This window comes from Sphingopyxis sp. GW247-27LB, assembly GCF_002277025.1.
Classification (GTDB): domain Bacteria; phylum Pseudomonadota; class Alphaproteobacteria; order Sphingomonadales; family Sphingomonadaceae; genus Sphingopyxis.
Genome location: NZ_NIWD01000011.1, coordinates 35,433 through 60,152, shown reverse-complemented (window position 1 = coordinate 60,152; position 24,720 = coordinate 35,433). Strand labels below are relative to the sequence as shown.

The window sequence follows — 24,720 nt, the reverse complement described above, 5'->3', positions numbered from 1 at the left end:
ATCAGGCAAGATCGCGCACCTTGGCTTCGCGCGCCCAGTGGCGCCGCGTGCCGACGTCGGCGAACGCGTCGATCGCGACGACACCGCCGTCCTTTTCGACGCCCGCCTTGTCGAGCAGCAGCTGCGTCGCGTCGTCGTGGGCGATGGTCTTGCAATGGCCATAGGCGTCCATGAACCATTGCACCGCCGCACCCTGCACCGAAAGCGCCTTGGCCTGTTCTTCTGTCAGGATCGAGGCGACCGCGTCGAACAGCACCGAAGGCGATCCGGCGAGTTGGCCGTCGGCCTTGAGCGTGCCGCCCTTTACCTTGATCCCGCCGACCTTCGGCGCGACGAGAAAGGGGGTGCCGCCCGCACTTTCGATATCGCCTTTCAGCTTGTCGATCGCCGCCTTGTCCGACCCTTCGGCGAACAGGATCGCGACCTTGCGGCCCTCCATCGTGTCATCGGCATTCTTCTGGATCGACAGCGCGGCGGAGGGTTTTAGGTCAACCGCGGCGCGCGCGGCCTTTTCCTTCGCCGGCAGGTCGATCGCGAGGCCCGCGGCGACGCGCTTCGCCAGATCCTCGTCGATGTTGCGGAGCTGGCCGACGACACGCGCGCGGACATGATCGAGCGTCACCTTCGACAGCTCGAACACCAGCGCCGAGGCGATATGCGCCTGCTCATTCGCGGTCTGCGACAGGTAGAAGAGCCGCGCCTGGGTGAAATGGTCGGCGAACAGTTCGGCGCGGATGCGCAGCTTCTGCGCCGGGTCGTTCCGTTCGTCATTGGCCATGTAGGTCGAGAAGCCCGTTTCGGCGCTCGCGCGTGGGCCGCCATGCTCTCCGGCTTCGGCAAGGCTGTTGGGTTCGTAATTGGCACGCCCCGTTGGCACGAGCGTCTGCATCATCCCGTCGCGCTGGAAATTGTGGAAGGGGCATTTCGGCGCGTTGATCGGGATCTGGTGGAAATTGGTCGTTCCCAGCCGCGATTTCTGCGTGTCGAGATAGGAGAAGAGCCGGCCCTGCAGCAGCGGGTCGTTGCTGAAATCGATGCCGGGGATGATGTTCGACGGCAGGAAGGCGGCTTGCTCGGTTTCGGCGAAGAAATTGTCGACGTTGCGGTTGAGCGTCATGCGGCCGACGATCTCGACGGGGATATCCTCCTCGGGGATCAGCTTGGTGGCGTCGAGCACGTCATAGGGCTGCTTTGCCGCGAACGCCTCGTCGAAGACCTGCACGCCGAGATTCCACGCCGGGAAGTCGCCGACATCGATCGCCTCGAACAGGTCGCGGCGCAGGAAATCGGGATCGGCACCGGCGATCTTGACCGCCTCGTCCCATGTCGTCGACTGGATGCCGAGCACGGGCTTCCAGTGGAATTTGACGAATTTGCCCGCACCCTCATCGTTGACGAAGCGGAAGGTATGAACGCCGAAGCCTTCGATCATGCGGAAGCTGCGCGGGATCGCGCGGTCGGACATCGCCCACATGATCATATGCATCGATTCGGGCATCAGGCCGATGAAGTCCCAGAAGGTGTCGTGTGCGCTCGCCGCCTGCGGATAACCGCGGTCGGCCTCCATCTTCACGCTGTGGACGAGATCTGGGAACTTCATCGCGTCCTGGATGAAGAAGACCGGGATATTGTTGCCGACCAGATCCCAATTACCGGTTTCGGTGTAGAGCTTGACCGCAAAGCCGCGCACGTCGCGCGGCGTGTCGACCGACCCGGCGCCGCCCGCGACGGTCGAGAAGCGAACGAAGACCGGACAGGTCGCGCCTTCCTTCTGGAAGATCGAAGCCTTGGTCAGCCCGGGGATTGCCCTGGTGCACTCGAACACGCCGTGCGCGCCCGAACCGCGGGCGTGGACGATTCGCTCGGGGATGCGCTCATGGTCGAAATGGAAGATCTTCTCGCGGAGGACGAAGTCCTCGAGCAGCGTCGGTCCGCGCTCACCGGCGCGGAGCGAATTCTGATTGTCGGAGATACGGTGACCGAAATTATCGGTGAGATAAGCCGCCGCATCGGCGACTCCATCTCCGACTTGCTGATGCAGTTCATCGCCATCGCCTCTGCTGTCAATCGGCGCCGGCTGGCCCTCTCCCGGTTGGTGGTCACGAAGTGCATGGTCTGCGGCGGGTGACGGCACGGGCTTCTTCGCCATGATCGGATCCTTCGGTCAGCGGGGATAAGGTCTCAACCCGCGGCTTCCCCCTAAGTTTCGTCGCGCCCGCTTTCTTCTGATCGAGCTAGGCCGCCTCCGGCGCCATTGCATGCCATCAACCGGTCGGGGATGGCCTATAGAAGCGGAATCGATCGACCGCGCCTTCGATCAGGTGGCCAGCGAGTCTGAGGCGGATTTCGTCGGCGCCGCTACTGGTCGTGCAGACCAAGCGCGTGCCGCCTGACGGCAACCGCTCGATCGCACTGATAGCCACTCCCGACGCACGGCAGATTTCCCTGACATCGGCCTCAGGCAACGCGAGGTTGATCGCGCGGCTCACGTCGATTCCGGCACGGAAGCACCAGAGCGGATGATCTCCGCGACCTGCACATAGCCCTCCGGGCTGGCGGTTGCGATGGCGAGCGGCCTTCCGCCAAGCACGACATTTTCTCCATTGAGAAAGGCGATGGCAGGGTCGCGTCCGCCCATCACCAGATAGGCAAGCTGGCTGATGTCACCCTGACGCCGGGCATGATCGAGGGAGAGCGGGCTTCGATATTTGTGGAAATGGCGCACGGGGCGAGACGATGCGACGGTTCTTTCGGCGGTGTCGGGGCGATTCATGGCGTGGCTCCTCTGCGTAAGCGGGAGCACAGGCTCTCAGCCGCGGCGGCTTACAAAAAGGAGGGCCGCGATAGATGCTATATGGGTTTGTACACACGGATTGTAAGGACGAAAATCCAAGGGCCGCGGTCCGCGACATTTCGCCCCTAGCCGTGCCTGTCCTTCGTCGAAGCATGGAGCCGCATCACCTTCCTAAGATGATGTTTATACTGAATATTATTTCCGATCGGCCGAGACAGACCCTCGCTGATACCCTCACGCGACTATAACGAAAAATGGGAATCGAATAGAGGGTCGAACTTTGCGAAAATGGGAATCGAAAAAGTTCGGTGGCGGGCTTGCCGGTCCATTATCCTGCATCTGACGAAAAACGGAGAATTGCAGGGTAAATTGCCTATAGACAGGCGCAAGGGATTTTGCCGGCCATCCCCTGCGGCTCGCTCGCGGCGCCCTAGCTTTTCTCGAACAGGCGCTTGAGGCTGGCGTATCGGATGAAGGTTGATCGACCGACTTTTACAGTTTCTAGCTCTCCGGCCTTGATGAGTTCGTAGAGCGTCGACCGTCCAATGCCAGTGAGTTTAACCGCGGCGGATATGCGGACGCTGATCGGTTCGATATGGGGGCGGTCCTCGGACGCAACTTGCGGCCCTTGCCTGCTCTGCATCCTGCTCATGGCTTCCGCCTCTCTCGATTGAAGCGGCGATCGGTTTCGATGAAAGCCGTAAGCATTGCAGGAATGAGGTCCGGCACGGATTCACGCCTACCGTATGCAGCTTCGTAGGCGTCGGCATAAGCGTTTAATGCCTCGAACAAACCCGGCATGGCGTTGAATGTGATTCTCTTCGGCGTTCGCTCCGGCAGCTTCGGCAATTTGAGGTCAGCCATTTCCGCCTCCCCACGGCCGCCCGACGACAATATCTTTGTGGACGACGACGCGCAGCGGCCAGCCAGGGCGGACGCGCATAGTCGACTGGATATTCAGGTTGCGGGTGACAAGCTGGTCGCCTGCGCGCGCGCCGTTCTGCTGCACGGACTCGCGGATCGCGCGAACGAGGTCGCTCTCGCTGCTACCAAAACTCGATTCCGTGCCAACGCCGAGCAGCGTTGAAAGCGCGACGCCCTTTATGAGCTGCCATGTGTGCCGGTCGATCTTGTCGGACAGGCCCGCATAGCCCTGCGTGTCGGTCGCCGGCACATTGTCGATACGGATCGACGACCCATCGGGCAGAATGATCCGTTGCCATACGACCAACGCCCGGCTCTGCCCGAACGCGACCACGCTGTCATAGCTGCCGACCAGCCGCGACCCCTGCGGGATAAGCAGGCTCCGCCCGGTCACGCTGTCATAGACATTTTCGGTGATCTGCGCCGTCACGAGCCCCGGCAGGTCGGAATTAAGGCCGGTAATCAGGCTGGCCGCGATGACGCTCCCCGCCTGCACGGTCCAGGGCGAGACGGGCGCCGTCAGCCTGTGCGGGTTCACGTCGTCGCCCTCGTTCGCCTTGCCGACCATTGCGTTCTTGCGCTGCTGGCCGTTCGGGTCGTCGGCGGCCTGCGCGGGCGCTGGCAACGCGGGGGTTTGCTCCGCCGCGACCGCGACGGAGCGGGCCGCTGCGGCATTCCCAGCGACTTGCAGCATCACGCCGGACTCGCGCGCCGCGCGCTGCTCGGCCGCGATGCGCTGACGCTCGGCCTCCGCCGCCTGCGCGGCCTGCTGCGCCGCGTCGTCGATCGGATCGGACGGCTCGATGATCTCGCCCATGCGCCGTTGATGATTGAGGATCGGCCGCCCCAAGTCACCGGGCAGCGGCGCGCCTAGCTGCGGAACATCGCCATAGCTGGTCGGCGCGCCTGCGAGGGCATCGGGGGGTGCCTTCGCGCCATGCAGTTTGTCATCGCCGCGTGCGACGATGTCGATGCTCGCTGGTTTCAGGGCCAGCCATGCGACGCCGACAATCGCGGTCGATCCGGCGGCGGCAATGGCGATGATCGCGCCGCGCCGAAATCGGGTGACGCGTCCCGGCGCGGCGCGAAGAACGAGCGTTTCGGGGTCGGCCTTTGGCGGTGCTGCGGGCGCGGGCGAAGTGGCGGGGTCGGTCATTTGCCCTTCCTCCGCTTCGGCTGCGCCGTCTCGATCCGCACGACCTTCTGCTTCTTCGTGCCAAGGCGCAGTTCGGCAGCGCCGAACAGACGATCGACGACATAGTAACGGCCCGCAACGCGATAGTTCACAAGCTGGGCCTCGCCGTCCTCGCCAATGACGAACAGCGGTGGCGCTTCGCCCACGGCGATCGACGGCAGAAACTCAATGAACGTCTGCCGCCCATCGTCGAACGCGCGGATAGGACGCCATGCGGGCTTGTCGCCGGAAATCGTATAGTTGAAATTCAGACCTTCGATGGCGAGGCCGGACGCGATCGGCGCGGCGGCGGTGGCGGCGTCCTGCTGGCGGCGCAGCGCGATCATTTCATCCTGCGGATAAGTCCACGACAGCGCGGCCATTGCGCCGGTCGATCGGCTTTCGAGTTCGATATGATAGACCCGGCGCGAGGTCGTGATGACAAGGTTCGTGTGAAGCCCTGCCGAATAGGGCTTCACGAAAATATGGGTGCGCTGGTCGGCGCCGCTGCCGCTGGTGGTATCGCCCACGGTCCAGCGCACTGTATCGCCAGCGGCAACCGACGTGATCGTCTCGCCCGGTTGCAAGATAATGTCGGTGATGCGCTCCGGCGCGGTATAGAGACGATAGAGCGCCCCGTCGCTATAGGGATAGACTTGCACCGCCCCGAGATAACCGGCGTTCGACGGCTCGCGGAGTGCGGCCTTGTTGGCGGCCGAAACCTTCGCGGTCGGCTGGGCGGCGACGGGAACGGCAAGCGCAAGGACGCTCACCGACAGCATGACGGCGCGGATCATGGTTCATTCCTTTCGGGGGTCTGCGGCGATTGTTCGGTGTCGAGCGGCATGTCTGCGGGCAGCGCGGGCGCGGCCTGCGGCTGCGGCGTGGCTCGATCGGCGGGGGKTTCCAATTCCTGCGACCAGTCGATCGCGTCGACATAGACGCCGAGCGGGTTCTTACGCAGCACTTCGGCCGAGCGCGGCGGCTGCATCTTCACGGTGAGAATGGCGGTCCAGCGCGAGGTGCTGGCGAGACTGCCGCGCTCATATGCCTGTTCAGTCCATTTCACCTGAAAGCTGGTGTCGGACGCGCGGACAACGCTCGTCACCTGAACGGACACGGTGCGGCGTCCTACATCGGCAAAGGGATTGGAGGCGCGAGCATATTCGCCGAGAAAGAGCGACGCGCGTTCGGTCGCGTAGTCGTAGGCCGATAGCCAATTCTGGCGCATCAAGACCGGATCGAGCGAGCGCGACCGGACGTTGGCGACGAACCTGCCAAGGTGCCACATGATTTGCGGGTCGGTCGGCCGATAGTCCTTGGTGGCGGGTGCTATCGCCTGCGCCTGACCGAGATTATCGACGGCGACTACATAGGGGATGACGTGGCTTTGCATCGACTGCCATATCAACGCCGCCGACAGGCCGGTCGCGAGCAACAGTCCGCCGAACGCCATCAAGCGCCAGTTATAGGCTTGCACGCGCGCCGACCCCAAGCGATCGTCCCAAGCCTGGCTGCCGCGCTGGTGGTGCGGCTCCGGTTCGGGTGTCTGTCCGTAACGCTGCACGGCTCTTTTGAATTTCATGGTTTAATTCCTTTCTTTGATGTCGGGGGCAGCGCCCGCGCCGCCGCGGTCGCCTGACTGGATCGCGTGAATCGCCATCTGGCGGCGGTGTCTGCTGGTCTGGGTGGCGTGGAGTTTTTGCGCCCATGCGGGCGGCGTGGTTCCGGCGCTTGCCCCGGCGGTCCCGCTCGCAGAAGGCGCGCCCGTCGTTCCCGCCGCCCATGCGGCCTGCTGGCCGCGCTCGGCGGCGGCTTTGAAACCGCTGGTGGCTGCGCTGATCTTCTGTGCGGCTGCGCCGCGCGCGGCGGTCGCCATACCGCCAAGTCCGGCGCCGACGCTGGTGGAAGCTGATGTTTCCTGCCCGAGCTTGTATGCCGTCGATGCCGCGCTTCCCATTGTCGTGCCAGCGCGAACCGCGCCAAGCCCTGCACCCGCGACGCCGCGCGCCGCGCCAAGGGTGCCTGCACCGGCCATTGCGAGGCCGCCGCCCGCAAGCGCCACCGTCGCGACCGCCGATCCCGCGCCGAGCTGCGGCGCGCCCGCGACCAGCCCGGACGCGATGCCGGGTCCGAATATCGCCAGCCCGAACAGGGCGAGGCTCGCGAGCATCAACGAAACGGCCTGTTCGATCGTCACCTCGTCGCCCGTGATGGCGCTGGTGAAGTCCGCAAAATAGTTGGAGCCGATGCCGACGATGACCGCCAGCACCATGACCTTGATGCCGGACGATACGACATTGCCAAGGACGCGCTCCGCCAGAAACGACGTGCGGTTCCAAAGCGCGAACGGGACCAGGATAAAGCCCGCGAGGCTGGTCAGCTTGAACTCAAGGATGGTGATGAAAAGCTGAATCGCGAGAATGAAGAAAGCCGCGATGACGATAAGCCACGCGATGCACAGCACGGCGATCTCGACGAAATTGTTGAAGAAGTCGATCGGGCCGACCAGCTCCTTCGCCTGCGCCAGCAGGGGCCACGCGGCCTCGAAGCCGGTTCCCGCGAGACGCCCCGGCAACAGCAAATCCTGCGCCGTGATCGCGCTGCCGCCCGCTGTCAGCCCAAGGCCAGCGAAACTGCGGAATATGATGTCAGTGAGGAGCGGAAAGCTGTTCAGGATCAGCGCGAACACGCCGACATAGAGGATTTTCTTGAGGAACTTGCCGATAACATCATCTTCGCCGCCGAGCGCCCAAAAGAGGCCGGCGAGCGTGATGTCGATGCCGATCAGGATCGTGGTCAGGAATCCGACATCGCCGCCGAGCAGCCCAAAGCCGCTGTCGATGTAGGCAATGAACGCCTGCATGAATTGGTCGATGACATTCAAGTCCTCCATGCGCGGGACTCCTGAAAGTGGTGGATGGGTGTCGCGGGGACCACTGGCCGGGAGAGGGGGAGAGCCATGCGGCCCCCGCGACGGGACGGCGCTCGCCGGGGAGCAAGGGGCGCAGCGCCGCCCCTAGCTCACTGGCGCGGCGTGTAGGCTTTGCCGTCGCCGAGGAAGCGGGTCGTCCGCTCGCGCGCCTCCCGCTCGCTCTGTCCGCGCCGCGCCGCTTCGAGCGATTGACTGCGGAACTGCGCGGCCATCAGGTTTTGAAGCTGGAATTGCTGCTTGGTCGCGAGCGCGAGAAGCTGGTTGGTCGCCTGCTGCGCCGCGAGCGATCCTTCGGCGCCCTGGCTCTTGGCGACGATCGCCGCTAGCGCCTGGGCGTCGTCGCGCACAGTTTCGACGATGCCGGACTGCACCGTCATGGTCTGCCGGAACGCGGCCATTTCATTGTCGAGCCGCTGTTTCGCGACCGCAATCCGCTGGTCCCGTTTCAGCGCGGTCCCGAAGCTGTCGGGAAACTGCTGCCGAAACCGCTCGTCGAGTTGGTCGACGCGGAAGTCGATGCCCTGCGCCTGACCCATCAGCTTGTCGATCTCGCCGAGCTTCTGGCGGAGCTGGTCGAGCTGCGGGAAGTCGATGCGCGAGAGGTTTTTGGCCTGACCCGCGAGCATCTGCGCTTCGTTCTGAAGGCTCTGGATCTGATTGTTGATCTGCTGAAGCGTCCGCGCGGCCGTCAGCAGATTTTGCGTGTAGTTGGTTGGGTCGAACACGCTGATCTGTGCGGAGGCCGGCGCGATGGTGAGTGTCCCGCCACCGATCGCGCCGATGGCGCCGGTTCCGAGCAGGGCGGCGATGACATATTTCTTCATCTCATATCTCCTTAGGGTTGCACAGGGGACGCGGGGAAACAGGCGGCCGCGTCAGCCGCCCATTCGAGGCCGGAATCGGAGAGGAACCAGCTGACGAAATCGTCAGCGCCATGCTCGGCGAGAATTGCGTCGATGCGCTTCTGCGTATCGGGGTCCGACGCACCGCAAAGCGCGAGCGCGATCGGGCCTAACCCCAGCTCGAACAGGCGGTTGCCGCGCGCCGATTGCAGATAATATTGCCGCTTCGGCACCGCGCGGCTGACCAGCTCGATTTGCCGCTCGTTGAGGCCGAAGCGAAGATAGGCCGCCTGGCTTTGCGGTTCGATCGCCCGATCATTGGGAAGCAGGATGCGCTGCGGGCAGCTTTCTATGAGGACCGGCGCAATCGCGCTGGCGGCAATCTCCGAAAGATTGTGGGTGGCAAAGACGACCGCGACATTCTTTTTGCGGACGGTTTTCAGCCATTCCCTGATGCGCGCGGAAAACAGCGGATGGTCGATATATTTCCATGACTCGTCGAGAACGAGCAGCGTTGGCCGTCCGGTGAAGCGTTCTTCGAGACGATGGAACAAGTAGGACAGGACCGGCGCGACAACACTTTCCGACCCCATCAAGGCCTCCATCTCGAAGCATTGAACGTCGGCCATATGAAGGTCGTCCTCGGCCGCATCGAGCAGCCGCCCGAACGGGCCTTCCAAGGTGTAGGGTGCGAGCGCCGATCGCAGCGGCGCCGATTGGAGCAACAGCGACAAGCCGGTCAGCGTCCGTTCCTCAACCGGCGCGGTCGCGAGATTGGTCAGCGCCGACCAAAGCGTTTCCTTGACCTCCGGCGTGATCGGCACATTCTCCCCGGCGAGCAGCGCGCCGATCCACTCGGCCGCCCATGCCCGATCGTCGGGCTGGTCGATGTGGCGCAAGGGTTGAAAGGCGATCGTCTCGCCCGCATCGCCGCCAAGCCCAAGACCATGATGCGCGCCGCCCATCGCCAGCGTCGCCGCGCGCGCCGACCGCCCCATGTCGAAGATATAGACTTGGGAGTCGGGGTAGCGCCGGAACTGCAACGCCACGAGCGTCAGCAGCACGGACTTGCCCGCGCCGGTCGGCCCGACGATCATCATATGCCCCACGTCGCCAACGTGGGTGGACAGGCGGAACGGGGTCGAGCCGCTGGTTTCCGCATAGAGCAAAGGCGGGCCGTCCAGATGGGTGTTGCGCGCCGGTCCCGCCCATACCGACGACAGCGGCATAAGGTGAGCGAGATTGAGCGTGTGGACGATCGGCTGGCGGACGTTCGCATAGACATGGCCGGGCAGGCTCGAAAGCCACGCCTCCACCGCGTTGACGCTCTCGCGGATACAAGTGAAGCCCAGCCCGTTGACGATGCGCTCGACCGCGCGCACCTTTTCCTCGACGCGGGCGCGGTCCTCGTCCGCGACGGTGATCGTCGTAGTCAGATAGCCGAAGGCGACATGATCGCCGCCGAGCGCCTGCAAGGCCAGGTCGGCGTCAACAACCTTGTTGTCGGCGTCGCTGTCGAGCAACTGAACGGGCTGATTATAGATGACCTCGCGGAGCAAAGCCGTGACCGATTTGCGCTTGTTGAACCATTGCCGCCTGAGCTTGGTCAGCGCCTTTGTCGCGTCGGTCTTGTCGAGCGCAATGAAGCGCGTCACCCAGCGATAGCCGAAATCTTCGTGATTGAGGGCGTCGAGGATTCCGGGGCGGCTGACGTTCGGAAAACCGAATATGGTCAGCGTCCGCAAATGCCGGTCGCCCAGCATCGGCTCCAGCCCGCCGGTCAGCGGCGTGTCGGCCAATATGGCGTCGAGATACATCGGCGTCTCGGGGACGGCGACGGCATGGCGGCGCGTCGAAATCGTGCCGTGGAGATAGGTCAGCGTCTCGCTATCGTCGAGCGCGCGCACCTCCGGCATAAAGCCGCTGAACAGGTCCAGGGCGCGGTCGGTTTCGGCGACGAAGCTGGCAAGCGCCTGCCGCCAGTCGCGGCCCCTTACATCGTCGCTGCGCTCGACCAGCGCGCGGCCCGCCGTGTCGGCCTGATCGGGCGGCGGCAGGAAAGTCAGCGTCGCATAATAGCGGCTCTCGAAATGCGCGCCCGCGCTCTCGAACGCCGCGCGCCGTTCCTGATCGACCAGCCAGGATGCGGCATCGGGAAAATCGCTGTCGGGATAGCCCAGTGCCTCGCAGCGTTCGGCCTCCATATGGAGCGCCCAGCCTGACCCGAAACGCTTGAGGACATTGTTCGCGCGGGCGCAGGCGCCGACCAACTCGGCCTCCGTTGCGGATTCGAGGTCCGGCCCCCGGAAGCGCAAGGTGCGCTGAAAGCTGCCGTCCTTGTTCAGCACCACGCCGGGGGCAACCAGCGCCGCCCACGGCAGATGATCCGCCAGCCGGTCGGCCCGGCTGCGATATTCGCGCAGGTTCAGCATGTCAGAAACCCCCGCTGGCGAAGGTGGCGGACGAGGACGGGCGCAAAGTCTGGGTCGCGCTTCGCCGCGAAAACCGCGAGCGTGTGGCCGAGCGCCCACATCACCAGCCCCGCAATCCATTGCTGCAAGCCCAGCCCAAGCGCCGCCGCGATCGTGCCGTTGACGATCGCGATTGCGCGCGGCGCGCCGCCGAGCAGGATGGGTTCGGCGAGCGCGCGGTGCATCGGCGCCTCGAAGCCCTCGATATGGCTGCCCGCACCGATCATGCGATCAGCGCCCCGCCGCCGAACGAAAAGAAGGACAGGAAGAAGCTCGACGCGGCGAAGGCGATCGACAGGCCAAAAATGATCTGGATGAGGCGCCGGAAGCCGCCCGCCGTCTCACCGAACGCGAGCGTCAGGCCCGTCACGATAATGATGATGACGGCGATGATCTTGGCGACCGGGCCTTGCACAGATTCCAAGACCTGCTGCAACGGCTCTTCCCAAGGCATCCCCGAACCGGCAGCCTGCGCGGTGGCGGCGACAGCCAGGCCGAGCATCACGGCAGCGGCGGCGGTTATGATCTTGTTGGGTTCGCGAACGCGGGACAGGCGCATGTCATTCTCCTTCAAATGCGGCGGATTCGGGGGTGAGGTCGCGGACGGCGTAATTCCCGTCTGGATCGAGGCCGGCGACGCGCGCGACACTATCGACGCGGCGCGCAAGGCCGCGGCCTGATATGAACACGATCATGTCGATGGCTTCGGCAATCAGGCGTCGCGGAACGGTGACGACGCTTTCCTGAACAAGCTGTTCGAGCCGATAGAGCGCGGCGGTGGCACTATTGGCATGGACCGTCGCGATGCCGCCGGGATGGCCGGTGTTCCATGCCTTGAGCATGTCCAGCGCCTCGCGCCCGCGCACCTCGCCGACGATGATGCGATCCGGGCGAAGGCGCAGCGTCGAGCGCACAAGGTCGGCCATCGTGACCGCGCCGGTTCCGCTCGGGCCGATCGAGCGGGTGCGGAGCGCGACCACATCGGACGCGGCGCATTGCAGCTCGCGCGTGTCCTCTATGATGATGACGCGTTCGTCGAGGCCGGCCATTTCGGCGAGCAGCGCATTGGCGAGCGTCGTTTTGCCTGATGACGTGCCGCCCGCGACCAAAATGTTCCGTCGCTCTACGACCGCCATCGACAAGAGCCGCGCCGTGTCGGGCGACATAATGCCGTCCTTCACATAATCGAGCAGCGTATAGATGCGCGCGGCGGGCTTACGGATGCTGAAACAGGGTGCGAGGCTGACCGGGGGCAATACGCCCTCGAATCGCTCGCCCGCGCCCTCGCCGTGCGGGGGCAGTTCGGCCGATATGATCGGCGCCGCCGCATGGGCCTCGGTGCGCGCATGGCTCGCGACAAGGCGAATGATGCGCTCGATCTGCGCCGGGTCGTAGCGCGTGCCAGTGTCGATACGACCCTCGCCGAGCCGGTCGAGCCGCAATACCCCGTCGGGGTTCACCATGATTTCGATGACTTTTTCGTCGGCCAGAGCGGCGGCGATGCCCGGTCCCATGGCGGTGCGAAGCATCGCGCGGCGGCGATCGGAAGAAAGCGCGTCGGTCATGGCTGTGCCTCGATGATGTTCTGGGTGTCGAGCGTCCGCTTGCCGCCCGCGATCTGGCGGCCAAGCTGAGCGATAAATCGCTCGAAACGCTGGTTGCCGGTGGCGAGCGCGGCGGCGTCGGCTTCGGGCAGCGGAGCGGTAACGGTAAGCTGGTAGCGCACGAACAGCGCCAGCGCCTCCAAAACCACCTCCATGTCGCGGCGGCCTGCGGCGACCTCGCGCGATATGCGGTCGAGCCGGACTTTCAGAAGGTCGTCGACCTCCTTGGTCGCGCGGCGCGCCAGCCAATCGCGAAGCGCCTCGTTGACGATCCGCGACTTGTTGCCGCCGCGCCGGATAACCAGCGCGTCGAGCGCATCGCCGAGGTCGCTGTCGATATAAAGATTCCGCCGGACCTTCATCGCCTATAGCCCCGGCAACAGGTCTTGGGACTGCGATTGGTTCATGGCGTGGCCGCGCACCAGCGACGCGCGAACGCGGTCCATGACGCGCTTGTCGGCCGCCGCGTCGGAGTCGTCGCGCTCCATGTCGGGCAATTCGAGTTGCGTTGCCGGTTCGGCCCGCGGCTGTCCTTCCTCGATCGACGGGTGCCGCCGCTGCTGCAACCCGCCGTCCTCGTCTGCGCCATTGTCCTGTTCGGCCTTGCCGAGCCGGCTATCGGGCGCGCTGACCAGCCCGGTCCAGTCGTCGGGACGACCCTGCGGGCGATCGCTATAGTCGCCGATTTCCAGCGCGGGCGGCGGCAGGAGCCGTGCGCGGAAATTGGCGTCCTTGTAATATTGCAGCTTTTTCGCCCTGATCGGGGCCATGCCCGACACAAGAACCAGCTCGTCGGCGGGCGGAAGCTGCATCACCTCGCCCTGCGTCAACAGCGGACGCGCGGTTTCCTGTCGGCTGACCATGACATGCGCGAGCCAGGGGGCGAGCCTATGCCCCGCATAGTTCCGCATGGCGCGCTGTTCGGTGGCGACGCCGAGAGCATCGGAAACCCGCTTTGCTGTCCGCTCGTCATTCGTCGAGAAAACGACGCGGACGTGGCAGTTATCGAGGATCGAGTTGTGCTCGCCGTAGGCTTTATCGACCTGATTGAGCGACTGGGCGATCAGATAGACCCTGATCCCGTAGCCCGCCATGAAGGCAAGGCTCGTCTCGAAGAAGTCGAGCCGCCCCAGGGCGACGAACTCGTCGAGCATCATCAGAAGCTCATGCTTGCGCGGCATCGAGCTTCTCCGTGAGGCGGCGGCCGATCTGATTGAGCATCAGGCGCACAAGCGGCTTGGTGCGGCTAATGTCGGACGGCGGAATGACCAGATAGAGCGATACCGGGTGGTTGGCTTCGACCAGATCGGCAATGCGCCAGTCGCAACGCGACGTGACGGCCGCGACGGTGGGGTCTCGATAGAGACCAAGGAACGACATGGCGGTCGAAAGGACGCCGCTGCGTTCGTTCTCCGATTTGTTCAGCACCTCGCGGGCGGCCGATGCGACGACGGGATGGACCTGCGGCGCTTCCTTCGTGCCAAGATGATTGGTGGTCATCATCCGGCGAAGCGTCGTCACGAACGGCCGCTGCGGATCGGACAGGAAGGTCGCGACGCGGGCGAGCGTCTTTTCTTCTTCGGCATAGAGAATGTGGAGGATCGCGCCGACCAAGAGTGAGTGCGACGTTTTTTCCCAGTGGTTCCGACGCTCCAGCGCTCCTTCGGGATCGACCAGAATATCGGCGATATTCTGAACGTCGCGAACCTCGTTCGCGCCCTTCCTGACCTCCAGTAGCGGGTTGTATTTGGCCGAACGCAGGTCGGTGGGATTGAACAGCAGGACGTGCGAAAAGCGCGCGCGCCAGCCTGCCGTGAGCTGCCAGTTCTCGCCCTTTATGTCGTGGATGATGGCCGAGCCGGTCCAGCTTAGCAGCGTCGGGATGACGAGGCCGACGCCTTTGCCGCTCCGCGTCGGCGCGAACGCCATGACATGCTCCGGCCCGTCGTGGCGAAGGTAGCGCCCGCGCAGACGACCAAGGAAAACCCCGCGCTCGCTAAGCAGCCCGGCGCGATCGATCTCGCCTTTTGTAGCCCAACGCGCGGAGCCGTATGTCGTGACATGGCGCGACTGGCGCGCGCGCCAGAGCGACCCGGCGATGGCGGACGCGCAGCCGAGAAAGCCGCTCGCCCCGGCGATCATCCCGGCCTTGTCGAAAACCTCGGGCGCGTAGGCTTCGTAGTGATACCACCACGGAAATATCGCCCACGGCCGATAGACCGGCGTGTCGAACAGGACAAACCATGCCGGTCCAAGCTGCGGCTGATAGCCAAGCAGTGCCGCACACCATTGCGTCGCGATCCAGACGCCCGCGATCACCATCGCGAAAACGACGAAAATCTGTCCGACAAGGAGCTTGGTAGGCGTCAAGACATTCTCCCGGCGACGCAGGGATCGCGTCGGCGTCCCAAAAATCAGCCGGGTCGGGGAAATCTCATATGACGGTTATGGCGCGTGATGACGCGCCGCGACGCAGTGCGAAGGGCTATCAGATTTCGCCGTAGGTATCGGCGTGGCTGCATCGCGCCCGATGGACGAACCCGCTTCGCGGGATGGGCGCCAGGACTGAGGCGCCGGAAGATACAGGAACGTTGAGTAAGGCGGCGCGGTAGGCCGATCATGGAGCTCCTTCAACGAAGAGGAGCATGCCATGACTACCGCTACGACCGATATACCCGTCACCCCGCTTCGCCAGCGTATGCAGCATGATATGATGATGCGCGGCCTGGGTCGGCATACCCAGCAGGACTATATCCGCCACGTCCGACGCTTCGCCGCATTCCTTGGTCGTCCTCCCGATACGGCAACGGCGGAAGATCTCCGGCGCTTCCAGCTATCTCAGCACGAGCAGGGCGTCAGCGCGTCAACCATCAACGGTGCCGTCTCGGCCCTGCGCTTCCTGTTCGCTGGGACCCTCGGGCGGCGGGATCTGGCGCGTTCTCTTGTTATCACGCGTAATCCGCGCAAGCTGCCCGACGTGCTCAGCGTCGATGAAGCGGCGAAGCTGCTCGAAGCCGCGCCGGGGATCAAGTACAAGGCTGCGCTCGGTGTCGCCTATGGCGCGGGCCTCCGCGTGTCGGAGGTCGCGCACCTCAAGGTCGATGATATCGACAGCACCCGCATGCTGATCCGCGTCGAGCAGGGCAAGGGGCGCAAGGACCGCAATGCCATGCTCTCGCCGCAGCTGCTTGAGCTGCTCCGGATGTGGTGGCGCGAGGGCAAGCGTCGCAATGTCATGCTGCCCCATGGCTGGCTGTTTCCGGGGCGCAGTTGCACCGATCCGGTCTCGACCCGGCAGTTGCATCGCGCGGTTCAGGAAGCTGCTGAGGTCGCCGGCATCCGCAAGCGCGTCAGCCCGCACACCTTGCGCCATAGCTTCGCGACGCATCTGCTCGAGCAGGACGTCGATATCCGCGTGATCCAGGTCCTGCTTGGCCACAGCAAGCTGGAGACGACCGCGCTCTATACCAAGGTGTCGACGCGAACGATCCACGCCGTCGCCGGTCCGCTCGACCGGCTGATGGCCCTGATGGCGGACGAAGCGCCGCCCGGCTGAGCCAGTGCAGACCTCGATCGAGGTCGCCGATATCTTCCGCAGCGCGGGGCCCGCCTATCGAGCCGCCCATGCTGGGCATCTCAGCCTCCAACAGCTCAAGGTCATGGCGGCGATCGAGCAATGCCGTACCGCGGCGCTCGGCGGCCATGTCGAGGCCTGCGAGGACTGCGGACATTGGCGTATCGCCTATAACAGCTGCCGTAATCGTCACTGCCCCAAGTGTCAGGGCGCCGCCGCGCGCACCTGGCTCGAGGCGCGGGAGGCCGATCTGCTCCCGGTCGGCTATTTCCATGTCGTGTTCACGCTGCCCGCCGAGGTCGCCGACATCGCGTTCTACAACAAGGCGGTGGTCTATGATCTCCTGTTCCGGGCGGCTTCTGCCACGATGCTGACCATCGCTGCCGACCCCAGGCATCTTGGCGCCCGGATCGGCATCACCGCCGTGCTGCACACTTGGGGATCCGCGATGACGCACCACCCACATGTGCATATGATCGTGCCCGGCGGCGGCATCGCGAACGATGGCAGTCGCTGGATATCGTCGCGGCCCGCGTTCCTGCTACCGGTGCGCGTGCTCGGACGGCTGTTCCGTCGCCTGTTCCTGACCCAGCTGCTCGCGCTGTACGATGCCCGGCGGCTCAGCTTCTTCGGGACGATGGCGCCGCTTGCCGAACGCCGGGCATTCCTTCGCCACCTGTCGCCGGCCCGGAAGAAGAACTGGGTCGTCTACGCCAAGCCCCCGTTCGCCGGGCCCGAGGCCGTGCTGGCCTATCTGTCGCGCTACACCCACCGGGTCGCGATCTCGAACCGGCGCCTGCTCGCGTTCGACGATGCCGGCGTGACCATGCGCTACAAGGACTACCGCCGCGACGGCGGTGATCGCCAGCGCGTTATGACGCTAAGCTCCGACGAGTTCATCCGCCGATTCCTGCTCCATGTTTTGCCGCGCGGCTTTCACCGCATCCGCCACTATGGCCTGCTCGCCGGCTCCGCCCGGAAGGCTAGCCTCGCGCTTGCCCGCGAGCTGCTCGATGTCATGCCGGATGCCGAAGAGACGCCGATCGACGAACCGGTCGATCCGACACAGCCATGCCCGTGCTGCGGCGGCAGGATGATCGTGATCGAGGTGTTCGCACGGCGGCGCCAGCCTCGTGCTCCACCCAGTGCCGCCGCTCCGATCCGGACGATTGCGTCATGACCCGGCATGGCTCATCCCCAAGAAGGACCGCGCGACCCCCGCGCTGGCCCACGGGCCGCCTTGCGCCGATCGTCTCAGCGCGTTGCCACACGTCCGCCGAAGGGCGACCGATGGAGGCTCGGAGCATCGATCATGACGGTCGAGTTCGCGCCTCGCGCTATCGCCTGGGTCGTCTTGCAACTATGCACGGCGGCCTTCCGACCAGGCCAAAACACAAAACCCCATAGCTCAGTCCCAGAGCCCACGCGGGTTCCTCCATCAGAGGCTTTCGTACGCTGAAGCGCCCGAAACCCTTCACGATTTCGGCTATTACTACCTATCAACATTAAATCCCGAAAGCTGACGCAAGCTTGCCGTGGTTAACAGCGATCAGCTTGAGGCCAATGGCCAACGGTCAGTGCGTGGGAGAAGTGTTTGCGGCACAAAAAAGTCTTCGGTACGGTCAAGGTCATAGCATCCAACTTGGCTATCAGACTGACCAGATTGCCAGCTTAACCAAAGCCACATCTGGCGCTGCGCGATTACCTTTTTGGCGCATTTATCATCAGGCAAGTTGAGGTGTCAGAGGAGCCGGCGCGGCGAACAACTTTGTTATCAAAACGGAGGTAAATATTTTTTTCGCCGTATAGAGCAATTCACATACGGCAACTATATAAGCTCTAGGGGGGATGGGACGATGAAACTAAGCAAGGTTTACGCGCGCTTCTACAAGTCGTTCAACTTCGATTACCAGCGCAAGGCGCATCGGTCGGCAGAGCCGCGCGCGTGGGAAATGATCGGTGACCTCTGGTACCCCTATATCGAGGTCGAGATCGACCGGCATATCACGACGGTTGTCGGGGCGAACGAGTCCGGAAAGAGTCACCTGCTGACGGCGATCGAAAAGGCAATTAGCGGAGAAGGCTTCAGGCATCAGGATCTTTGCCGCTACTGTGATTTCTTCAACGTCGCGCGGGGCAACGACTTCTGGCCGCATCTCGGCATAGCCTGGTCGGACGTGACAGTCGACGAGGTCGCACGGATTCGGCACGATCTCCCCGAAGCGCCCGAGCTGTTCACGTCGTTTTTGATGTTTCGCGAAGGTCCCGATCGACTTTCAGTCTATTTCGACGACGGGTCGGGTGGATACGAAGCCGTGACGCGCGAAGGAGACAAAGCAGCCTCATTCGGGCGCGAGTATCTGCCGCGCGCCTTTCGGATCCATTCCAACGTCGCACTCCCGGGTGCACTGCCAACCGCGGAGCTTGTCGAAGCGCAAGAGTCACCCATTCCCTATGAAGGTGAGCGGAAGCGCGAGCGCAATGCGGTCGCCATTTTGCGAGGAATTCTCACGGGCGACGCCGCCACGTTTGCGCAAAAGGTTTCGGCGGCCGCGGGCGATCTGATCCCGTTGCTCGCGCCGTCGGCGGCGCTCGACAAGGACACGCAGGACAAGCTGCGCAAATCGTACGCGTTGGCGCGCAAGCTGCTTCTTCAGCTTGCTAACGTCGATCCCGAGCGCCTCGTCGAACTCGCGAACTTTATCGATGCCGGCGAGAATGGTCACGCTGCGGCGCTTGCGGAAAGCATCAACCGTCAGCTCGAGAAGCGGCTCAATTTTCCCAAATATTGGGTCCAAGACCGCGACTTCCAACTCCGCGTCACCGTGCTGGAGTCGGGGCTCGTGTTCACGATTCGCGATCGGACCGGCACTGAATATACATTTGACGAGCGAAGCGCAGGACTGACCTACTTTCTATCTTACTTCATCCAGTCACAGACCCATGAACCTGATCCCGCGCGCTCCGAAATCCTCATCATGGATGAACCCGACGCCTATCTATCCGCCGAGGCACAGCAGGACCTGCTGAAGATATTCGCCGGATTTGCCGAACCCGAAGGCAGCGCAAGGCCCGTCCAGGTTGTCTACGTCACACATTCGCCCTTCCTGCTCGACAAGAACCACGCCGAGCGCATCCGCGTACTCGAAAAAGGAAAGGGCGCCGATGGAACGCGCGTAATAAAAAACGCGTCGCAGAACCATTATGAGCCGCTCCGGTCAGCGTTCGGCGCCTATGTTGGTGAAACCGCTTTTATCGGCGCCTGTAACCTGCTCGTCGAAGGGGCGGCCGACCAGGTGCTTCTGGCTGGCATGTCCCGGATCATTCAACGTAGCGGTTCCGCCAGCGCGGCCGACTCGCTCGATCTTAACCGGGTCGTGCTCGTTCCCTGCGGCTCTGCGCAGCACGTCCCCTATATGCTGTTCCTCGTTCGCGGCCGCGACAGTGAAGCGCCAGCGGCTATCGTGCTGCTCGATTCCGACGCGAGCGGCAACAAGGCGGCGGCTATCCTGCGGAAAGATGACAAGGAGGCCCGGCGCCTCATCAATCCGTCGTACGTGATGCAATTCGCCGAATTCGGCGTTGTCGAAAATCCGGCGCACGCGATGTTCGAGCCCGAGGATCTGATCCCCGTTAACCTCGCCGTCGCGGCAGCCAATCGCTATTTTGCCGAAGTGTCCGAGTTTCGTGAAGGCGAAGCGGTGGTCATCGCCCAAGCCGATGTAACGGCCGCCCTCGGCCCGGCGAAGGGCATTTGCGATGCATTGAAAGTAGCGGCGACCGCACAGGACAGCCACATCGACAAAGTCGGATTTGCCCGGGCTGTCGTTGAGTTGTGCGAGGCCTCGACCTCGACCGATCCGTTGGCTGGCGACATAGGGATGTTCGTCGAGCGCATGAGGCGGCTTTTTCAGCATATCAATAAGCAACGCCGCGCGGCAGACGAAGAGAAGCTGCGCCACCGGATCAAGGCGACTGTCGAACAGCATCGAAAGATATTCGAGCAGGATCATCGCGAGAGCGCCTCGCGCGAGCAGGGCAAGTTTTTCTTCGAACGCATTGCCGAAGCGCTCGATCATTCGCCCGAGGCAAAAGCCATCCGCGACGAGATGGGAGCGCTCTCGGACGAATATGGCCTCGACACCGAACCCAATGCGCCGATCCCGAACTTCGAAGACTTCCTCCTGAAGCTTCGCGTGCTCAAAAATGCGCATCAGCGGCGGCGTGACACCCGCGCCGCGGCCACGCCGGCGCCCGCGGCGCCTGCTGCCGGAGGTGCGCGGAAGGTGACGGCCAAACCCGCCGCTAAGCCGCCCGCGCGCAAAAGGAGCCCCAAGGCACCGCGCAAGAACACGCCGGGCGAATGATCGTCAGGAAATTTTTTTTGTGACCTGCCGCCGCGCTGTACTTCACCTGGATCATTTATGAAGCTCGTTCCGCAATTTTCGGATTTTCTTCGGGATACCGTCAATCTCAACGCGACGCGGATCGGCCTGCTTGAAAAGAGCGTGGACGCGATCAAGGACTTCGTGCGCCAATGCGAGTGGGACCCGCGCGTGCGCGGGTTCGAGGAGCAGGGAAGCTGGGCCCATGATACGATCATCCGGCCGCTCAGCGGCGGCGAGTTCGACGCGGACCTGTTGGTCAAGGTCGCGCCCGTCAGCGGCTGGACGGCCAAGGACTATGTGAAAAAACTTGGCGAAGCCTTCGCCGATAGCGCGACCTATGGCAGCAAATGCAAGACTTGGGATTATTGCGTGACCGTGACTTACGCCGGCGAGCGAAAAATCGATATCGCGCCGCTCGTCATGGATCGCAAGCACGCTGGAAGCCTTGAGGTCTGCAATCGGTTGGCGGACGAGTTCGAAGACAGCGAGCCCATGCACTACACGGTCTGGCTGCGCGACAAGAACCTGTTGTCGGGATCCAACAGCTTTCGGAAAGTCACGCGGCTTCTCAAATATTTGCGCGATATCAAGACGACCTTCACCTGCCCGTCGGTGCTACTCACCACGCTCCTGGGGATGCAGATCGATTTCCACGACAAGGACACAGAAGCGTTCGCCGACGTGCCGACGACCTTGCGGACGCTGATGCGCCGGCTGGACGACTGGCTGCAAGCCCGTCCCGTGAAGCCCCGCGTCGAGAACCCCCACTTGCGGTCCGAGGATTTTGCCGCTGGGTGGACCGATCTCCAATATGCCAATTTTCGATCCTTCATTCACAAATATCGCGGATGGATCGACGAAGCCTATGACATGGAAGGAAAGGCGGCGAGCATCCTCGCGTGGCGGAAGATCTTTGGTGACGGATTCGCAAAGGGCGAAACAGCCATTGCGGCGGCCAGTATCAATGAGGGCACGTCGCTGATCGCGACGCTGCTCAGCACCACGGCTGCGCATCTCGACGGGATCGTCGATGCCGTTCGCCGATATGGCCTCTCGATCTTGCCGGGCAATTTCAATCGGCCGCCGCATATGGAGGAACCGGCGTGGCGCCGCGAAGCCGTGGTGTCGACCGACGTGGCCGTCATTGCGCGGCGGCATCGCGGCCGCGATAGCGCTCCCGACCGGCTGCTGCGATCGGGTGATATCGTCAGCCGCGACGGCGGGATCTGGTTCGAGGCGACCGTCAACGGCGGCCAGCCGGTGCCCGACGGCTTCCGCGTGCAGTGGCGCATCACCAACACCGGCGCGATGGCGCTGCGTCTCAACAATGGTCGCGGGAAATTCTACGCGCCGACGCGGCAAGGCCTGCGCTGGGAGGAACTCCAGTATCGCGGTATCCACATCGCAGAGGCATTTATAATTCGCGTGCGCGACGACGTGCTTGTGGGGCAGAGCCCGCCTTTCAATGTGGTGATAGAATGACCGGCAACACGATCCCCGAGCGCCAGAATTCGCGCGAGATGATGCGCCTTTTGCGGGCTCGCTCCGAAATCTACCGGCGTGCGGTCATCATGCAGAAGGCGCAACTCTGCTGCACCGTTGTCGTGCCCGTCATTTGCGCGATCGTCGGGCTATTGGCACCCGCAACCCGTCCCGCCGTCGCGGCGCTGTCGCTCGCACTGGTGCTTCTCGATATCGGCCTCATCGACCGGTCTTTGAAGAAGGGGCTGAAGACCGCGGCGCTCGTTTGCGAGGCGTTTGATTGCGCGCTACTCGAAATGCCTTGGAACCGCTTCGCTACCGGGAAACCGGTCGATCCCGAAGTGGTCGCCAATGCGGACCGCCGATGGCCGAAGGGGGAGGCGAAGCTCGAAAACTGGTATCCCGTTATCGTCGGCAAGGCGCCGATCCATGTTGCCCGCGTCGTCTGCCAGCGCACGAACCTATGGTACGATGCCAAGCTTCGCGAAGACTATGGCCGTTATCTTTTCCTTGGAGCATTCCTGGTCGTTGCGGCGCTCGTCGTTGCCGGTCTCGCAGTAAAGCTGGACTTTGCCGATTTCGTCGCGACAATCCTCGCGCCGGCGACCCCGATCGTCGGCTGGGCTATTCGCGAAGCGTTTCGGCAGCGCGATGCGGCCGAGGCGCAAAGGACGACAAAATCCGAGGCGGATGCTTTATGGGAACTCATTGTGCTCGGCGATTGTCCCACCGACGAATGCACCCGACGGTCGCGCGAATTCCAGAACAGCATTTTTCAGCGACGCGTCGGAAATCCGCTCATTTTTCCGATGATCTACGATCGTTTACGCGATGACATGGAGCAGGATATGAATCTCGCTGCCGAAGTATTGCTGCGCCAGATCGGGATCGATTGAATGGCCCGGCATGCCGCCAGTATAATGTTGAACGTGGGCTTGAGGGTTCCGATCGAGTAAAAGCAATGTTCTCGATGTCTCGCTTAACATCGCTAAAGCGCTGGTGGTTATTCCGCTTCTTTAAGTCCGTTTTTAACCAGTTCGGCGGCGTGCTTTAGCCAATTTGCTTTTACTACGCGTTCAGCGGTAGGGGAGAGGCTAGCGGCCAAGTGCGCTGCCCCAACAAGCAGACCCGTCGTCACTATGATGCTGGTAGCGCGCTTCGTTCCCGCGTTGACACCGTCCGAGACGGACCCAATGATCCCGCCGAATCCTGCGAATATCTTTGCGAACAAGTTCTCTAACGTTCGGATAGCGCCGTAGAGCGCACGCCGCGAAGATTGGTTGGGATTGCGCAATGCCTCCAAAATCAGCTCGATCGATTTCGGTACCTGCGGATCGATCAAGCCTGTCGCGGTACGGAGCTCGGGGATCAAGGCGTGCCCGACGGCTAATGTGCGGTTGACGTCGTCGGCCTCAACATCAGCTTTGGCCGCATTTTCGGTAAAGCGAAGCCATTCCGGAAACTGGGCGACGTACAGCCCAATACCCATGCTGAAGCCCTGAAACCGTGCAGCGGCGACGTCCGGAATTTCCTCGGCGAAGCGTATAAACAGGTGGTCGCAAGTGAAGTTGACCAAGCCCAGCCGGATGACATCTGCCCCCGATATAATGATTTTCTGAATTTCTTCGACCGCTTCGATCAGACGAGGGTCGCAATTGGATTCGGAGAGTGCGACGAGAAGCGCGTCTGCGCTGTCTTCCAGCGCGCGGCGGGCGTGAGCCACATTGTCGCGATCTTCGGGCACGGCAAACGCCGTCTGCTCCTTTACATGCAAAACGCCGTCTCGAATCTCAAACTGAAGCGGACCGGCTTGCTGTTCCGGCGTTATGCGAGAAAGCTCGTCGACCGCACCGGCGCGTGCACGGCGGACAGCGGGCGGCGATCGATCGTCAGAGATCGGTTCGGACTTACCCAGATCTTTGTCCGACGTTGGGCGATTATCTTGGACAAATCTGTTGAACCGAGCGATTTGATCGGCAACGATCTCATCGAACGGGCGCACGCCGCCGCCCTTCTCGACATGTCTTTGCCGTGAAATACGGTTTCTGAAATAGCTGTTGGCTTCGATGCCTTTCAGTTCGTGCAACACCTCGTGCAGATTACCGAAAGCATAGTCGAGGCCGCTCCGATCGAGTGTGGAATCCAGCAGTCGCATCATCCGCTCGGTCGCAGCTTTGACCGCGCGACCTTCACCTGAATCAGGCCAATTACTAATGTCGGCAATCGCGGCTTTTCCGATGTTTACCGCAAGATTCTGGAGTTCGATGCGAGTGACGCGCGTCCACGTGTGAAGTTTGAGTGCCATCGACCTGCCTCACAGCCCGCCTGACGGGACGTGGTGCAGGAGCAAAGAAGCGCGCATGTGAATGCCCCCATGTTGAGACCAGAGTGTACCATAGTCCCCGGCTTTCGCTTCATGTACAGAATTAAAAGTTCTCCTTTAGACAGCCGGGCCTTTTGTACTGCGCATGACGCGTCCAGACGGACCGATATCTTCGCATGTAGACCTTGGCTCTTCTAGGTTCTCGCCTA

The 24,720-nt window shown here is 63.0% G+C and carries 21 protein-coding genes and 1 pseudogene; 5 read left to right on the top strand and 17 right to left on the bottom strand.

Translation table 11 applies throughout. From position 1 onward, the window contains the following. Position 1: 1 nt before the first annotated feature. The 16 genes and pseudogenes from CD928_RS16210 to CD928_RS16135 form a co-directional block, all read right to left on the bottom strand. On the bottom strand, positions 2–2,149 hold the full coding sequence (locus tag CD928_RS16210) for a catalase (protein ID WP_095388156.1): 2,148 nt from the start codon (positions 2,147–2,149) through the stop codon (positions 2–4). A 115-nt stretch (positions 2,150–2,264) separates the two neighbouring features. Beyond that, the gene (locus CD928_RS16205) at positions 2,265–2,489 is read right to left on the bottom strand and encodes a hypothetical protein (RefSeq protein WP_067105493.1); all 225 of its coding nucleotides are present in this window, start codon (positions 2,487–2,489) and stop codon (positions 2,265–2,267) included. Continuing rightward, positions 2,486–2,773, bottom strand: a complete 288-nt coding sequence (locus tag CD928_RS16200) for a hypothetical protein (protein ID WP_067184137.1) — start codon at positions 2,771–2,773, stop codon at positions 2,486–2,488. Before CD928_RS16200 ends, CD928_RS16205 begins: the two co-directional genes overlap by 4 nt. Before the next feature lie 451 nt (positions 2,774–3,224). Continuing rightward, the gene (locus tag CD928_RS16195; protein WP_255247213.1) at positions 3,225–3,446 is read right to left on the bottom strand and encodes a helix-turn-helix domain-containing protein; all 222 of its coding nucleotides are present in this window, start codon (positions 3,444–3,446) and stop codon (positions 3,225–3,227) included. Continuing rightward, the gene (locus CD928_RS16190; protein ID WP_095388155.1) at positions 3,443–3,658 is read right to left on the bottom strand and encodes a DUF2274 domain-containing protein; all 216 of its coding nucleotides are present in this window, start codon (positions 3,656–3,658) and stop codon (positions 3,443–3,445) included. The genes CD928_RS16195 and CD928_RS16190 overlap by 4 nt, the downstream gene beginning before the upstream one ends. Then, complete coding sequence (locus CD928_RS16185) at positions 3,651–4,874, bottom strand: TrbI/VirB10 family protein (RefSeq protein WP_095388154.1); 1,224 nt, start codon at positions 4,872–4,874, stop codon at positions 3,651–3,653. Before CD928_RS16185 ends, CD928_RS16190 begins: the two co-directional genes overlap by 8 nt. Then, a complete protein-coding gene (gene trbG / locus CD928_RS16180) occupies positions 4,871–5,689 on the bottom strand; it encodes a P-type conjugative transfer protein TrbG (RefSeq protein ID WP_095388153.1) in 819 nt (272 codons plus the stop codon). Before trbG ends, CD928_RS16185 begins: the two co-directional genes overlap by 4 nt. Next, positions 5,686–6,477: a conjugal transfer protein TrbF gene (gene trbF / locus CD928_RS16175; RefSeq protein WP_095388152.1), complete on the bottom strand. Its 792-nt coding sequence runs from the start codon at positions 6,475–6,477 to the stop codon at positions 5,686–5,688. Before trbF ends, trbG begins: the two co-directional genes overlap by 4 nt. 3 nt (positions 6,478–6,480) lie before the next feature. Beyond that, complete coding sequence (gene trbL, locus CD928_RS16170) at positions 6,481–7,788, bottom strand: P-type conjugative transfer protein TrbL (RefSeq protein WP_095388151.1); 1,308 nt, start codon at positions 7,786–7,788, stop codon at positions 6,481–6,483. 128 nt (positions 7,789–7,916) lie between these two features. Continuing rightward, positions 7,917–8,651, bottom strand: a complete 735-nt coding sequence (gene trbJ, locus CD928_RS16165) for a P-type conjugative transfer protein TrbJ (protein WP_095388150.1) — start codon at positions 8,649–8,651, stop codon at positions 7,917–7,919. Between the two features lie 11 nt (positions 8,652–8,662). Continuing rightward, entirely contained in the window at positions 8,663–11,101 is a 2,439-nt protein-coding gene (gene trbE / locus CD928_RS16160; protein WP_095388149.1) for a conjugal transfer protein TrbE, read from the bottom strand. After that, positions 11,095–11,367 (bottom strand): VirB3 family type IV secretion system protein, encoded by a 273-nt coding sequence (locus CD928_RS16155; protein ID WP_095388148.1) that lies wholly within the window; start codon positions 11,365–11,367, stop codon positions 11,095–11,097. Before CD928_RS16155 ends, trbE begins: the two co-directional genes overlap by 7 nt. Then, entirely contained in the window at positions 11,364–11,699 is a 336-nt protein-coding gene (locus CD928_RS16150; RefSeq protein ID WP_095388147.1) for a TrbC/VirB2 family protein, read from the bottom strand. Before CD928_RS16150 ends, CD928_RS16155 begins: the two co-directional genes overlap by 4 nt. A 1-nt stretch (position 11,700) precedes the next feature. Next, positions 11,701–12,705, bottom strand: coding sequence for a P-type conjugative transfer ATPase TrbB (gene trbB, locus CD928_RS16145; RefSeq protein WP_095388146.1), 1,005 nt, complete (start codon positions 12,703–12,705; stop codon positions 11,701–11,703). After that, positions 12,702–13,106 (bottom strand): ribbon-helix-helix protein, CopG family, encoded by a 405-nt coding sequence (locus CD928_RS16140; RefSeq protein ID WP_095388145.1) that lies wholly within the window; start codon positions 13,104–13,106, stop codon positions 12,702–12,704. Before CD928_RS16140 ends, trbB begins: the two co-directional genes overlap by 4 nt. A 3-nt stretch (positions 13,107–13,109) precedes the next feature. Further along, positions 13,110–15,114, bottom strand: a pseudogene (locus CD928_RS16135) (conjugal transfer protein TraG). Positions 15,115–15,394: 280 nt separating this feature from the next. Between CD928_RS16135 and CD928_RS16130 the strand changes: the two are divergent. The 5 genes from CD928_RS16130 (at position 15,395) to CD928_RS16110 (ending at position 23,084) form a co-directional block, all read left to right on the top strand. Then, a complete protein-coding gene (locus CD928_RS16130; RefSeq protein WP_095388144.1) occupies positions 15,395–16,300 on the top strand; it encodes a site-specific integrase in 906 nt (301 codons plus the stop codon). A gap of 4 nt (positions 16,301–16,304) precedes the next feature. Continuing rightward, a complete protein-coding gene (locus CD928_RS16125) occupies positions 16,305–17,498 on the top strand; it encodes an IS91 family transposase (RefSeq protein ID WP_095388143.1) in 1,194 nt (397 codons plus the stop codon). Between the two features lie 676 nt (positions 17,499–18,174). Next, positions 18,175–20,685: an AAA family ATPase gene (locus CD928_RS16120; RefSeq protein WP_095388142.1), complete on the top strand. Its 2,511-nt coding sequence runs from the start codon at positions 18,175–18,177 to the stop codon at positions 20,683–20,685. A gap of 57 nt (positions 20,686–20,742) precedes the next feature. Next, positions 20,743–22,188: a nucleotidyltransferase gene (locus tag CD928_RS16115; RefSeq protein ID WP_095388141.1), complete on the top strand. Its 1,446-nt coding sequence runs from the start codon at positions 20,743–20,745 to the stop codon at positions 22,186–22,188. Continuing rightward, positions 22,185–23,084 (top strand): S-4TM family putative pore-forming effector, encoded by a 900-nt coding sequence (locus CD928_RS16110; RefSeq protein WP_095388140.1) that lies wholly within the window; start codon positions 22,185–22,187, stop codon positions 23,082–23,084. Before CD928_RS16115 ends, CD928_RS16110 begins: the two co-directional genes overlap by 4 nt. 107 nt (positions 23,085–23,191) lie before the next feature. Here the strand turns inward: CD928_RS16110 and CD928_RS23085 are convergent, their stop codons facing one another. Further along, on the bottom strand, positions 23,192–24,493 hold the full coding sequence (locus CD928_RS23085) for a hypothetical protein (protein ID WP_141237174.1): 1,302 nt from the start codon (positions 24,491–24,493) through the stop codon (positions 23,192–23,194). Positions 24,494–24,720 lie beyond the last annotated feature (227 nt).

What these genes read in the sequence shown, in the direction of transcription:
- CD928_RS16210 (WP_095388156.1), bottom strand. Translation starts at nt 2,149, where the DNA reads ATGGCGAAGAAGCCCGTGCCGTCACCCGCCGCAGACCATGCACTTCGT.
- CD928_RS16200 (WP_067184137.1), bottom strand. Translation starts at nt 2,773, where the DNA reads ATGAATCGCCCCGACACCGCCGAAAGAACCGTCGCATCGTCTCGCCCC.
- CD928_RS16195 (WP_255247213.1), bottom strand. Translation starts at nt 3,446, where the DNA reads ATGAGCAGGATGCAGAGCAGGCAAGGGCCGCAAGTTGCGTCCGAGGAC.
- CD928_RS16190 (WP_095388155.1), bottom strand. Translation starts at nt 3,658, where the DNA reads ATGGCTGACCTCAAATTGCCGAAGCTGCCGGAGCGAACGCCGAAGAGA.
- CD928_RS16185 (WP_095388154.1), bottom strand. Translation starts at nt 4,874, where the DNA reads ATGACCGACCCCGCCACTTCGCCCGCGCCCGCAGCACCGCCAAAGGCC.
- trbG (WP_095388153.1), bottom strand. Translation starts at nt 5,689, where the DNA reads ATGATCCGCGCCGTCATGCTGTCGGTGAGCGTCCTTGCGCTTGCCGTT.
- trbL (WP_095388151.1), bottom strand. Translation starts at nt 7,788, where the DNA reads ATGGAGGACTTGAATGTCATCGACCAATTCATGCAGGCGTTCATTGCC.
- trbJ (WP_095388150.1), bottom strand. Translation starts at nt 8,651, where the DNA reads ATGAAGAAATATGTCATCGCCGCCCTGCTCGGAACCGGCGCCATCGGC.
- trbE (WP_095388149.1), bottom strand. Translation starts at nt 11,101, where the DNA reads ATGCTGAACCTGCGCGAATATCGCAGCCGGGCCGACCGGCTGGCGGAT.
- CD928_RS16155 (WP_095388148.1), bottom strand. Translation starts at nt 11,367, where the DNA reads ATGATCGGTGCGGGCAGCCATATCGAGGGCTTCGAGGCGCCGATGCAC.
- CD928_RS16150 (WP_095388147.1), bottom strand. Translation starts at nt 11,699, where the DNA reads ATGCGCCTGTCCCGCGTTCGCGAACCCAACAAGATCATAACCGCCGCC.
- trbB (WP_095388146.1), bottom strand. Translation starts at nt 12,705, where the DNA reads ATGACCGACGCGCTTTCTTCCGATCGCCGCCGCGCGATGCTTCGCACC.
- CD928_RS16140 (WP_095388145.1), bottom strand. Translation starts at nt 13,106, where the DNA reads ATGAAGGTCCGGCGGAATCTTTATATCGACAGCGACCTCGGCGATGCG.
- CD928_RS16130 (WP_095388144.1), top strand. Translation starts at nt 15,395, where the DNA reads ATGACTACCGCTACGACCGATATACCCGTCACCCCGCTTCGCCAGCGT.
- CD928_RS16120 (WP_095388142.1), top strand. Translation starts at nt 18,175, where the DNA reads ATGAAACTAAGCAAGGTTTACGCGCGCTTCTACAAGTCGTTCAACTTC.
- CD928_RS16115 (WP_095388141.1), top strand. Translation starts at nt 20,743, where the DNA reads ATGAAGCTCGTTCCGCAATTTTCGGATTTTCTTCGGGATACCGTCAAT.
- CD928_RS16110 (WP_095388140.1), top strand. Translation starts at nt 22,185, where the DNA reads ATGACCGGCAACACGATCCCCGAGCGCCAGAATTCGCGCGAGATGATG.
- CD928_RS23085 (WP_141237174.1), bottom strand. Translation starts at nt 24,493, where the DNA reads ATGGCACTCAAACTTCACACGTGGACGCGCGTCACTCGCATCGAACTC.